This is a genomic window from Pseudomonas frigoris (assembly GCF_047758635.1).
In the GTDB taxonomy this organism is placed as follows: domain Bacteria; phylum Pseudomonadota; class Gammaproteobacteria; order Pseudomonadales; family Pseudomonadaceae; genus Aquipseudomonas; species Aquipseudomonas frigoris.
Map to the genome: position 1 here is coordinate 2,833,550 of NZ_CP180479.1, position 12,327 is coordinate 2,845,876.

Annotated in this window: 11 protein-coding genes; 1 reads left to right on the plus strand and 10 read right to left on the minus strand. The window is 62.2% G+C overall.

Features of this window, described 5'->3' with window-relative positions; translation table 11 throughout:
* The first annotated feature begins 58 nt into the window (after nt 1-58).
* Nucleotides 59-1,066: an Ldh family oxidoreductase gene (locus tag ACMXYH_RS12975; protein WP_415767690.1), complete on the plus strand. Its 1,008-nt coding sequence runs from the start codon at nt 59-61 to the stop codon at nt 1,064-1,066.
* Between the two features lie 140 nt (nt 1,067-1,206).
* Here ACMXYH_RS12975 and ACMXYH_RS12980 read toward each other — a convergent pair whose 3' ends face one another.
* From ACMXYH_RS12980 to ACMXYH_RS13025, 10 genes are all read right to left on the minus strand, one after another.
* Nucleotides 1,207-2,787, minus strand: coding sequence for an aldehyde dehydrogenase (NADP(+)) (locus tag ACMXYH_RS12980; protein ID WP_415767310.1), 1,581 nt, complete (start codon nt 2,785-2,787; stop codon nt 1,207-1,209).
* A 182-nt stretch (nt 2,788-2,969) separates the two neighbouring features.
* A complete protein-coding gene (gene abaF / locus ACMXYH_RS12985) occupies nt 2,970-4,367 on the minus strand; it encodes a fosfomycin efflux MFS transporter AbaF (protein ID WP_415767311.1) in 1,398 nt (465 codons plus the stop codon).
* A 72-nt stretch (nt 4,368-4,439) separates the two neighbouring features.
* Complete coding sequence (locus ACMXYH_RS12990) at nt 4,440-5,357, minus strand: dihydrodipicolinate synthase family protein (RefSeq protein WP_095077304.1); 918 nt, start codon at nt 5,355-5,357, stop codon at nt 4,440-4,442.
* Between the two features lie 137 nt (nt 5,358-5,494).
* On the minus strand, nt 5,495-6,523 hold the full coding sequence (locus ACMXYH_RS12995; protein ID WP_415767312.1) for a trans-3-hydroxy-L-proline dehydratase: 1,029 nt from the start codon (nt 6,521-6,523) through the stop codon (nt 5,495-5,497).
* 134 nt (nt 6,524-6,657) lie between these two features.
* On the minus strand, nt 6,658-7,380 hold the full coding sequence (locus ACMXYH_RS13000; protein WP_008157200.1) for an amino acid ABC transporter ATP-binding protein: 723 nt from the start codon (nt 7,378-7,380) through the stop codon (nt 6,658-6,660).
* Complete coding sequence (locus tag ACMXYH_RS13005; protein ID WP_008157201.1) at nt 7,373-8,023, minus strand: amino acid ABC transporter permease; 651 nt, start codon at nt 8,021-8,023, stop codon at nt 7,373-7,375. Before ACMXYH_RS13005 ends, ACMXYH_RS13000 begins: the two co-directional genes overlap by 8 nt.
* Before the next feature lie 10 nt (nt 8,024-8,033).
* Nucleotides 8,034-8,699 carry an amino acid ABC transporter permease gene (locus tag ACMXYH_RS13010; protein WP_008157202.1) on the minus strand — a complete coding sequence of 222 codons (666 nt, stop codon included), beginning with the start codon at nt 8,697-8,699 and terminating at the stop codon, nt 8,034-8,036.
* Entirely contained in the window at nt 8,692-10,470 is a 1,779-nt protein-coding gene (locus ACMXYH_RS13015) for a cis-3-hydroxy-L-proline dehydratase (protein WP_415767313.1), read from the minus strand. Before ACMXYH_RS13015 ends, ACMXYH_RS13010 begins: the two co-directional genes overlap by 8 nt.
* Nucleotides 10,471-10,480: 10 nt before the next feature.
* Nucleotides 10,481-11,299, minus strand: a complete 819-nt coding sequence (locus tag ACMXYH_RS13020; RefSeq protein ID WP_008157204.1) for an ABC transporter substrate-binding protein — start codon at nt 11,297-11,299, stop codon at nt 10,481-10,483.
* 250 nt (nt 11,300-11,549) lie between these two features.
* Entirely contained in the window at nt 11,550-12,299 is a 750-nt protein-coding gene (locus ACMXYH_RS13025; RefSeq protein WP_129445002.1) for an AraC family transcriptional regulator, read from the minus strand.
* Nucleotides 12,300-12,327 lie beyond the last annotated feature (28 nt).

Genomic DNA, 12,327 nt, shown 5'->3' on the forward strand with positions numbered 1-12,327 from the left:
GATCAAGCCGTGGCGTCTGGAATGGGCCAGTCTGGGCGGTCTGTCCAAGGAGTTGATGATGAAACGACTGTCCCTGGCCGAAGCTCGCGAGCTGGCCGAATCGATCTTGCTGCACAACGGTTTCAACCTTGCCCACGCTCAGGCGGTGGCCGCCACGGTGATTGCCGGCGAGCGCGATGGCTGCGCCTCCCACGGTTTGTATCGGGTATTGGGGTGCGTCAATTCGCTCCGGGCCGGCAAGGTGGTGGCCGATGCCGAGCCACGGGTGATCGACCAGGCCCCTTCGATCGTGCGGGTCGATGCGGCGGGTGGTTTCTCCCAGTTGGCGTTTCAGGCGGGTCTGCCATTGCTGGAGGAGAAAACCCTGGCAAACGGGATTGCGGCCTTGGCGATCAATCGCTGTGTGCATTTTTCCGCCCTGTGGGTCGAGATCGAGCAAATGACCGCTGCCGGCCTGGTGGCGCTGGCGTGTAATCCCAGCCATGCCTGGGTCGCGCCGGCGGGAGGCAGTCAACCGGTGTTTGGTACCAATCCCATCGCGTTCGGCTGGCCGCGTTCGGGCAAGGATCCGTTTGTGTTTGACTTCGCCACCAGTGCGATTGCCCGTGGCGAGATCGAGTTGCATCGGCGCGCCGGCAAAGCGATTCCTGAAGGTTGGGGTGTGGATGCAGACGGGCAGCCGAGTACCGATGCGAACGTGGTGCTCGATGCCGGCGCGATGCTGACGTTCGGTGGGCACAAGGGCTCGGCGTTGGCCGCCATGGTGGAGTTGATCGCCGGGCCGTTGATTGGTGACCTGACCAGTGCCGAATCGCTGGCGTACGACGCAGGCAGCAAGTCGTCGCCGTACCACGGCGAGCTGATCATCGCCCTCGATCCGCGACGCTTTCTCGGCGAGGCCACCGAGCAGCACCTGGCCCGTGCCGAAGTCATGTTTCAGAGCATACAAGGGCAGGGCGCACGCTTGCCGTCGCAACGGCGTTACGAGGCGCGAGCGCGCAGTTTGGTGGAGGGCGTGCAGATTCCCGAAGCCTTGTACAACGACTTGCAGGCACTGCTGGGCTGAAGAAGTGGGGGTGGCCAACCCTCCTGTGGGAGCGAGCTTGCTCGCGATAGCGGTGTAACAGTCGACATAAATGCTGAATGTTATGGCCCCATCGCGAGCAAGCTCGCTCCCACAGGATTTCGCTGCACATTTAGTGTTTTTTAAACCGGTTGGCGATGGCTGTTGCCATCGACCAGACGAGCGATGCCCAGTGGATTGGCGTTTTTCAGCGCATCGGGCAAGAGCACATCCGGGCAGTTCTGGTAGCACACCGGACGCAGGAAACGCTCGATAGCCAGGCTGCCGACCGAGGTGCCACGGGCATCGGAGGTGGCCGGATAGGGTCCGCCATGCACCATCGCATCGCAGACTTCGACACCGGTCGGGTAGCCGTTGAACAGTACCCGACCGACTTTCTGTTCAAGCAGCGGCAGCAGTTCGCCATGGGTTTGCAGGTCCCCGGCTTCGGCAATCAGGGTGGCCGTGAGTTGACCGTGCAAACTCTGCAATGCCCGTTGCAGTTCGGCCTTGTCGGCCACTTCCACCAGCACGGTAGTCGGGCCGAAAACTTCTTCCTGCAATAGCGGGTCGCCGTTGAGCAGTAGGCTGACGTCGGCCTTGAACAGCTGCGGTTGGGCCTGCTTGTCCTGTTGTTCGCGGCCGGCCAGGTGGCTGATGTGCGGATGCGCGTGCAGCGCCTGCACGCCCTTGGCGTAGCTGGTTAACGTGCCGGCGTTGAGCATGGTTTGCCCCGGCTGGTCGGCCATTGCCGCGCTGAGCGATTCAACAAATGCGCTGAACTCGGGGGAGCGAATGCCGATCACCAATCCGGGGTTGGTGCAGAACTGGCCGCAGCCGAGCACCGCAGACGCGGCAAGTTCGCTGGCGATTTTCTCACCCCTCAGTTGCAGGGCTTCGGGCAGTACCAGCACTGGATTGATGCTGCTCATTTCGGCGAACACCGGAATTGGCTGAGGCCGTGCGGCGGCCATGTCGCAGAGGGCGCGACCGCCCTTGAGCGAACCGGTGAAGCCGACCGCCTGGATCGCCGGATGCTTGACCAGCGCTTCGCCGACACCCGCGCCGTAGATCATGTTGAACACACCCTTGGGCATGCCGGTTTGCTCGGCGGCGCGGATGATCGCATCGGCCACGAGTTCGGCAGTCGCCATATGCCCGTTGTGAGCCTTGAACACCACCGGGCAACCGGCGGCCAGGGCGGCAGCGGTATCGCCACCGGCGGTGGAGAATGCCAGCGGGAAATTACTCGCGCCAAACACCGCGACCGGGCCGACGCCGATCCGGTACTGACGCAGGTCCACCCGTGGCAGCGGCTGACGGTCGGGCAAGGCGCGGTCGATGCGCGCGCCATAGAAATCGCCACGGCGCAGGACCTGAGCGAACAGTCGCATCTGGCCGCTGGTGCGACCGCGCTCACCCTGGATACGCCCGGTCGGCAGCGCCGTCTCGCGGGTGACCAGAGCAACGAACTCATCGTCCAGCGCCTCCAGTTGCGCGGCGATGGCCTCGAGAAACTCCGCTCGGCGGCTCGCCGGCAAGTTGCGGAAAGCCGGGTAGGCCGCAGCCGCGGCTTGGGCAGCGGCGTCGACTTCTTCAACGGTGGCTTGAGCGAACGCATAGGGCAACGCTTCACCGGTGCTGGCGTCATGGCTTTGCACGGTGATGTTGCCGGCGGCACTGCGCGCACCGCCGATGTAGTTGTGGCCGATGATGTGGGGCATGAAAAACTCCTGTCAGAAAAGGGGGCTCAGGCAAGTCTTTTTTTCTGCTTGCCAGATCGCCAAGATCGCAGCCTGCGGCAGCTCCTACACAAGCTGCGTACACCCGATAACTCGTGGATACACGCTATCCCTGTAGGAGCTGCCGAAGGTTCGGGCCGCGTTCGGACGATCTTTTGGCGGTTTCAAGCCAGAGAATCACCCCGGCGTGCAGTGGCGGGTTCGGCGGTGCCCAAGGCAGCGATCCGCGCAGCGGATTCGCTATCCACCAGGTGCAGCGACTTACCCCGGGTTTCCCGAGTCAGGCCGACGGCGACGATGGAGATCAGCGCGGCGCCGACCAGGTACCAGGCGATCGGTGTCGAGCTGTGGTACTTGTTGAGCAGGGTGAGGGCAATCAGCGGCGCCAACGAGCCGGCGAAGATCGGTGCCACCTGGTAGCACAGGGACAACGCGGTGTAGCGCACGTGGGTCGGGAACATTTCGGCCATCAGCGCCGAGTAGGGCGCGTAGGTCATCGACTCGATCGCCAGGCCCAGGGTAATTGCCCCGATGATCAGCCAGTTGTTGCCGGTGTCCATCATCGGGAAGCCGATGAAGCCCCAGAACGCGGTGAGGATTGCACCCGTCAAGTACACCGGTTTGCGCCCGACCAGGTCGGACAGATAACCCATCAGCGGGATCATGAAGAAATGCAGCAGGTGCGCGCCAAACATCAGAAACAGAATCTCTGAAGTGTCCTTGTGCACCACCAGTTTCAAGTAGGTAATCGAGAAGGTCACGACGGTGTAGTAAAGGATGTTCTCGGCAAACCGCGCGCCGATGCCAACCAGCACTGCACGCCAGTGATGACGCAGCACTTCGACCACGCCCAGCTGTTGTTGCTTGTTTTGCGCCTGCCGGGCCTGGGCTTCCTTGAAGATCGGCGCGTCATCGACGCTGGTGCGAATCCAGTAGCCGATCAGCACCACCACCGCCGAGAACCAGAACGCCACACGCCAGCCCCACGCGAGGAACTGCTCCTCCGACAGGTTCGACGACAACAGCAGCAACGCAACGGTCGCCACCAGGTTACCGGCCGGGACACCGGCTTGCGGCCAACTGGCCCAGAAGCCTCGGCGATTGTCCGGGCAGTGTTCGGACACCAGCAGAATCGCACCGCCCCATTCACCGCCGAAGGCGAAACCCTGGATCAGCCGCAGCAGCACCAGTAACACGGGCGCGGCGTAGCCAATCTGGTCGAAACCGGGCAGGCAACCCATCAGGAACGTGGTGATGCCGACCACCACCAGGCTCAATTGCAGCAGGCGTTTGCGGCCGAACTTGTCACCGTAGTGACCGAACACCAAGCCACCCAATGGGCGGGCAAGGAAGCCGACGGCATACAGGGCGAAGGCAGCGAGAATGCCATCGATCGGACTGTCGGTTTGACGGAAGAACAGCTGGCCGAAGACCAGTGCCGAGGCGGTGCCGTAGAGAAAGAATTCATACCATTCGGCGACGGTGCCGGCCATGGCGGCGGCCACGACACGCTTGAGTCCCGAAGGTGTGGTTGCGCGGGCGGTGCTGTGAGGATTGGGCATGCTGACGTTTCCTGTAGAGGCGCAAAGACAGGTAGCCGGGCCGAGTCCGCAAGGGACCCGCCCGGCAATCACTCAGAGACCGACGTCCGGCAGTTCCGGACGGTTGGCGAGGGCCTTGGCCATGATCCGCTCGACGAAAACCCGATCGGCTTCCGGCAGGGCCAGGCGTGGCGGACGGGTCAGGGCGCTGCCGCGACCGGCGATGGCTTCGCACAGCTTGATGCATTGCACCAGGTCGGCACGGGCGTCGAGGTGCAGGATCGGCATCAGCCATTCGTAGATCGGCATGGCTTCGGCGAAGCGACCGGCCTTGGCCAGGCGGAAGATGGTTTCACCTTCTTTCGGGAACACGTTGGACATGCCCGAGACCCAGCCTTCGGCCCCCACCGCGATGCTTTCCAGCACCACGTCATCAAGGCCGGCGAACAGCACAAAACGATCGCCCACTTCATTGCGCACGTCGATGAAGCGACGGGTGTCGCCGGAGGAATCCTTGAAGCACACCACGTTGTCGCAGTCGGCCAGGGAAATCAGGATGTCCGGGGTGACGTCGTTTTTGTAGATCGGCGGGTTGTTGTAAACCATCAGCGGTACGTCGGCATTCTTCGCCACGTAGCGGTAGTGCTCGGCGGTCTCGAACGGCTTGGAGCCGTAGACCAGCGCCGGCATCAGCATGACCCCGTCAACACCAACCCGGCGCACGGCATTGGCGACCTTGGCCGCTTGCACGCTGGTGAATTCGGCCACACCGCAGATCACCGGCACGCGGCCGCGGGAAGCGTCGACCGCGACTTCGGTCACGGCGATTTTTTCTTCGGCGGTCAGCGAGGTGTTTTCCCCCACCGAACCGCACACAACCAGGCCCGATACGCCGTCACGGATCACGTTGGAAATCACCTGGTGGGTTTTTTCCAGGTTGATGGAGAAGTCGTCGTTGAATTGAGTGGTCACCGCGGGGAAGACGCCACTCCAGTTAATGCGCTTGCTCATTGTTGCCTCCGGTTCATTTTTTGTATTTCGTATACGATATTGCATGTGAAAAGACTCGGCCAGTGCTTTTTTCAGTTACGAGGGGGTTTTTGCTAGCCGTTGGTCAGAGATTTGGGTGAGGGTTTGTAAGGCGGTGCTCAGGCCCCAGGCCAAGTGTCAGAGAGTCGATAGCCTTGTGGCCACGGATCACTCGGATCGAGCAGCAATTGATGAGTGCCGGTAATCCAGGCCCGGCCGGAAATGCACGGGTAAATTGCTGGGCGTCCAGCCACTTCCGTCAACGAATCGATGCGGCAGTGGAACTCGGAACCGATGATCGAACGGCCGATAAAACGCTCGCCGACCTGCATCAAGCCCTTGGCCTGCAGCACCGCCATACGCGCCGAGCAGCCGGTGCCGGTCGGTGAACGGTCGATCTTGCCGGGCTGAATCACCACCGCGTTGGCGCCCGTGGCGATGCCATTTTCATAGACGAGGGGAGCCGCGATCTGGCAGAAGGAAATGTGCGACCACTCGGGGTTCAGCGGATGGACAAAGCCCAGTTGTTCATTCGCCGCACGGGTGATTTTCAGCCCAACCTCGACCAGCTCGGCCGCTTCATCAGGACGAATGGAAAAGCCCAGGCGCTTGGCGTCGGCGATCACAAAACTGTCGCCGCCGTACGCGGTGTCGACCTGCAACGAGCCGAGGCCTTCGACTTCGATCCAGGCGTCGAGGCGGTCAGCGAAGGAGGGCACGTTCTTGATTTCCACCCGTTCGACCTTGCCGTCACGGCAGTCGGCCACCGCTTCGATCAGCCCGCCTGGGGCTTCGAGCACTAGCCGGGTTTGCGGTTCGGTCATCGGCAGGATGCCGCTGTCGAGCAACACGGTGGCCACGCACAGCGAGTTGGAACCGGACATCGGCGGGGTGTCGGCCGGTTCCATGATGATCCAGGCCATCTGCGCCCGAGGATCCTTGGCCGGCACCAGCAGGTTGACGTGACGGAACACGCCGCCGCGCGGTTCGTTTAGGACGAAGTTGCGCAGGGTCTGGTCCTTGGCAATCCAGCGCGACTGTTCCCACACGGTGGCCCCGGGTGGTGGCGCGACGCCGCCGACGATCACGTCGCCGACTTCGCCTTCGGCGTGGCAGCTGACTACATGAATGACTTTCGATGAGCGCATGGTTTGCTCCTTGTTTTGTCTGTTAGGGCCTCATCGCGAGCAAGCTCGCTCCCACATTGATCTGTGCTGGCCACCGATTTTGTGTACACCACCAAACCCTGTGGGAGCGAGCTTGCTCGCGATGGGGCCATCCGTTACTTCACCGACTTGAGGAACGCCGCGGTTTCCGCATGCACCGGATTACCGATGACCTGATCAGGCGAGCCGATCTCATGCACCAAACCATTGCGAAAGAACGCCACGCGGTCGGACACATCACGGGCGAAGCGGATTTCATGAGTCACCAGGACCATGGTCATGCCGTCTTCGGCAAGCATGCGCATGGTGTCCAGCACCTCGCCCACCAGCTGTGGATCGAGGGCCGAAGTGGCTTCGTCGAACAGCATGTAGTCCGGCGACATGGCCAAGGCGCGCGCGATCGCCATGCGCTGCTGCTGGCCGCCGGAGAGCTTGCCGGGAAAGGCTTTGAGCTTGTCGCCCAGACCGACATGGGTCAGTTGTTTAACCGCGAGTTCCTCGGCTTCAGCCTTGCTCTTGCCCAGCACTTTGCGTGGCGCCAGCATCACGTTTTCCAGCACGGTCAGGTGCGGGAACGCATTCCATTGCTGGAAGACGATGCCGATCTTCTGCCGCAGGCGGTTGAGGTCGGTGGCGCTGTGATGGACCTCGACACCGTCGACCCGGATGTTGCCTTTCTGGATCGGCTCCAGGCCGTTGATGCACATCAGCAGGGTCGATTTGCCCGACCCGGAACCGCCAATGATCGACACCACCTCGCCCTTGTTCACCGTCAGGTTGACGCCCTTGACCACTTCGAGGTTGCCGAAGGATTTGTGTACGTTGTCGATCTCAATCATTTTCTTGCCACCTTCTTTCCAGACGAGCGCCCAGGCGAGCGACCACCAGGCTCATGACGTAGTAGATGAGGCCCGCGATGCACAGCACCAGCAGCGGCTCCTGAATGCGGGTCACGATGGTTTGCGAGGCGCGCAGCAGTTCGACGATGCCGATCCACATCACCAGCGCGGTGTCTTTCATCACACTGAGGACCAGGTTCAGCCAGCCGGGAAAGGCTACCCGCGTGGCCATCGGCAGGACGATCCAGCGTAGGTCCTGGAGGAAACTCAGGCCCAGTGAACGACTGGCACGGCGCACGGTGAACGGCACCGAAAGCACGCCGCTGCGCACGATTTCGGTGAAGTACGCGGCGGCGTAGACCCCGAGCACAATGCAACCAACGCTGAAGGCGCTGATGTTCAAGCCGACGATGCTTTTCAGCGAGTTGAACAACACAAACTGGATCAGCAACGGCACGCTGCGAAACACGTCCAGCACCCAGGCCAGTGGCAGGCTGGCGCGCGGCAACAGCGCCCGCAGCAAACCGAACAGCAGCCCGGCGAAGGAGCCGAGGATGATCGACCAAAACGTGAGTTTCAGAGTGACCCAGGCGCCATCAAGCAAGAACAACAGGTCATTCCAGGAAAAACTGGTGGTCAACATGGTCACCTCCTCAGTAACGGAACAGTCGCCAGGCCATCAGCCGGGCGACGGCGACGATCGCCTTGGCGATCAGGTAATACAGCGCCGCGGCGATGGCGAAATATTCGAAGGTGCGGAACGTCTTGACGTTGTAATCCTGAGTCACGCCGGTGAGGTCATTGTTCAGCCCGACGATCACCCCTAGCGACGTCATCAATACCGCCCAGACCATCTGGTTACTCAACGGGTAGAACACGATCCGCAGCAGCTGCGGGACGATGATCATCCGGTAAGCCTGGAAGGCACTCATGCCCAGCGAGCGTGCGGCGCGAACTTGCGTGCCCGGCACAGCCTTGAGGCCACCGCGAAAGTTTTCTGCCAGGTAGCCGGCGTTGTTGAAGGTGATCCCGGCCAGCAATGCGAACCATGAGCTGACATGCAAATCCAGTGAGCCGAGGCCGAAGTAGAGGACGTAGATCTGGAACAGCGACGGGGTGTTGCGGGCGATCGACACCCAGCCGTTGCCGATGCCGCGCAACAACGGTTGTTTGGTTTCGCGCATCACCGTCAGGGCCAGGGCGATCAGCACGCCGAAGATCATCGACAGCGCAGCGGTCTCGAAGGTGACCCAGGCGCCGGCCAGCATGTCCGGCAGGGCGCGCAGGGTCGCGCGCCATTGGAAGGTGTAATCAAACATGCGCGTGGCTCTCCAGTGAGGCGGCCGATTGCAGCCAGGCCGGCAAACGACCGCTGGCCGTGGCGCTGCAGGCGGCGTCGACACATTCGGCGAGGTTGGCGAAGTGCACCTTGCGGCCCACCAGGCCGGGTGCGTAATGGGCGTACTTGCCCGAGTTGGTCATCAAGGTTTTGGCGGCCAGCGGGATCACCGGTTCGCCGAGCATGCACCAGCAGGTGTCGGTGACCAGGGTCGCACCGAAGGCTTCGATCACCGCGATATGTCCGGCCTCACGGGCCTGCTCCAGCACCGCGCGACCGCAGGTGATGGCGAGCACGACCTCGGGGTGTTTGTGCCGACCCCGACACAGCCGCGCCAGATGCGCGAATTCGCTAAGAGAGAAATGCGGGTTGCCCAGCGAGACCACATCCACCTGGCTGTCGCGGGCGCTGTTGAGCTCACGCCAGCTGAGCAGCAAATCCTTGAGGCGAATTTTTTCCACCGGCACATCGGCATCCGCCTCCAGCACCTGCGTCGGGTCGAGTGCTTCCGGAGTCACCCCGGCGATATGGAACAGCGGCGCGGCGGAGGTGGTGGCGAAAGCAGCGCCGAAGGCTTTCAGGTCATCCAGGCTCGGCTTGCGGTGTTCCAGCCCCAACACCAGCGCAATCCTGCTGCCGGCCAGGGCACCGATGTGGTAACCGAGCAGGGGGTAGAAGGCATCGTCCAACTCGTGCAAAACCGGTAATTCGATTTGCAGTCTCGCTTTACGTTGCGCGTCCAGATGGCAGCCAATCAACGGCGCGCGGCCGGTCAGGGCGATGCAGATATCCAGGTAGTCCGGGTATTTCAGGGTGCGTGCGCCGAGCACGCTGTTGGCATACACCACGGCGTTGGATTCGGCCCAGACGATTTGCTCGCCGGCCTTCGGCGCGCTGTCGAGCAGGTAGGGTGCGCAGGTAAAACTGAGCTGCGCGCCCATCGCCATGTACGCATCGCCCAAGGCGCTGGCCGGCACGCCGAGAGCCGGATCAATGCCCAACTCGCGCCAACGACGCTGGTCGACGGAAATAGAATTGAGGGTGGTCGGCACCCGTACGTTTGCTCCCCATTGCACCAGTTGTTCAGCAAAGCGCAGGCTCGCAGGCCCCGTATAAATGCAGCCGTCGATGTGTGCCTGGGTGACATCCACCAGGTGTCGCGCGCCTTGCAGTTCAGCCATGCGCAGGACGATCTGCATGGCCACTTGGGCGGCCTTGCCATGCTTGCCGTCGAGCAGCGCCCGATCGAGTTCGGTGAGTTCGATCGAGGTGCTTTTTTCTGCTGTCGGCAACGGACTGTCGAGTGCCTGCCAGGCATCGCCCGGCAGGTGTTCGAACACGGTCACCGTTGATGCTTCGACCCGAGCAAAGGCCTTGCCGCGCAAGGCGGCGAAGGCCTCCCGGCCGATGCACAGCACCGGCAGGGAACGCTCGAAAATGGTCTGTGCCACGAGCACGCCCAGGGTCAGGATCTCATCGGGTTCGGCCAGTACCAGTGCGGCCGGCGCATGACCGTTGCTGATCAGTTCCATCAGCACACTGCTGCCGGTGCACGAGCCGCGGCCGCTGGGAATCGCCAGCACCCGGCCAGCCAGGTATTCGCCGCTGAGCGGGTGGTGACGGTCGATGACCTCGCCGCTGTAGGGGTCGACCCCGCCCCAGAAGCTCAGCCCGACATCGGCAAACAGCAAGGCGCCTTGTGCGGCACCGGCGACCAGGCTGCGACCGGTCAGAGAGGTTGGCCTAGGCATGCCGGACACCTCAGTAATAGACCTTGGGCACGGTCAGGTCGGTGGGTGAAATCTCGGTGCCGACCCATTTGGTGAACAGCTCGTTGTAGCGGCCGCTGCGCACTTGCTGATTGACGAACAGGTTGAGGTAGTTGAGCAGGCCATACTCGTTGCGCTTGGCGCCCAGGGACACGTAGTCGATGGTGTACGGCGCGTTACCGGCGATTTTCAGGTTCTTGTATTTACCCGACTTGATCGTGGCGGCGGCCACGGTGTTGGTGACCACGGTGGCGTCGATGTGACCCTGGGCGACCGCCAGCAGCGTGTCGTTTTGCGACTGATAAGCGCGGAAGGTGCCGGTGCCCCAGTTCTTCACGTCTTTTTCCAGGGCGATGGCTTCATAGGTGCCGCTGGTGTTGCCCAGGGCTTTGCCTTTGATATCGGCGAAGCTGTTGATGCCGGTGTTGTCGCGGGTCAGCACCACCATCTGGAAGGCGAAGTACGGCACGGTGAGGCCGACGGTTTTGGCCCGTTCGAGGGTGTCGGACGTGGACGCAACGATCACGTCGGCACGCCCGGAGACCAGCGCCGGAATTCGATCGGGGAAGGGCGTTTCAACCACTTCGGCGTCGACCCCGAGGATCTTCGCCAGGTCGCGGCAGTAGTCCACGTCGAAACCGGCGGGGTTGTTACCTTCATCGCGAAAACCCATGGGCGGGAAGTCGAGGGTCACGGCGCAGCGCAGCTTGCCCGAGCCAATAATGTCGTCGAGCTTGTCAGCCTGGGCGGTGGCGATAAAGGAAGTACTGAGAACAGCGCTGAGGGCTACGGCAAATGCGGGGTTTTTCATAGAGGCCTCGTTGTCGGAAAGTGCTGTTGGATATCGTATTGTGAATTTCGTATACGATATGTGATTAGCAATGAGCGTGCCTGTTTCCGAACAGAGGCGAGAATTAATCGCCAAGCCTTGAGTTAAAGGTCTTACGAGATTGTGGGAGTAGGGCGTAGGAGAAGAACGCCTCGATGGACCGTATCAGGCGGTGTTACAGAAGGGAGCAGTGGGGACGCCGGGCGCCCCTTAAAGGAACACTCGCCCGGGTTCAGCGACGGCTTTCGCGATACTGACTCGGCGCCAGACTGGTCAAGGCACGGAACTGCCGGCTGAAGGCACTGTGATCGGTGTAACCGCAGCGCAGGGCGATCTCGGTGATGGGCAGGTCGGTGTGCAGCAACAGTCGGGAGCCTTCTTCCAGGCGTGCCTTGTGAATCATCTGCCTTGGGGTGAGCTGGAACACCCGTTTGCAGTGGCGCTCCAGTTGCGCCACGGAAAACCCGGCGATTGCGGTCAGTTCGGCGAGGCTGATCGGCCGGGCGAAATGGCTGCGGATATGCGCGTCCACCGCCGCGAGTTTCTGGAACGCCGGATGGCTGGACTGTGGGGCTTGCAAGTCGCGGGAGATGCCGGCCAGGCCGACGATCTGACCTTGCAGGTCGCGCAGCGCGAGTTTATGGGTCAGGCACCAGACTGGTTGGTTACCGTAATACAGGTGCAGTTCGAGTTGGTCGGCCAGTTCGCGACCGGTGGACAGCACCCGCCGATCCTGCTCGGTGTACAGCGGGCCGAAGCGCTCGGGAAAGACCCTGTCGGCGGTGCGCCCGAGCAGTTCGTCACTGTGTTTGAAGCCGCAGCGCCGGGCCAGGGTCTGGTTGACGAAGGCGTAGCGGGCCTCGCTGTCCTTGATGAAAAACACTACGTCCGACAGAGTGTCGAGCAGCGCCGCGATCGGCTGCAGACTGCTCAGCAGAGTGGGCAGGTCGCAGGGTTTGAAGGTAGTGAGCGAGGCATACATGGCGCTGGGCGTCTGGAGGCAATGCCCC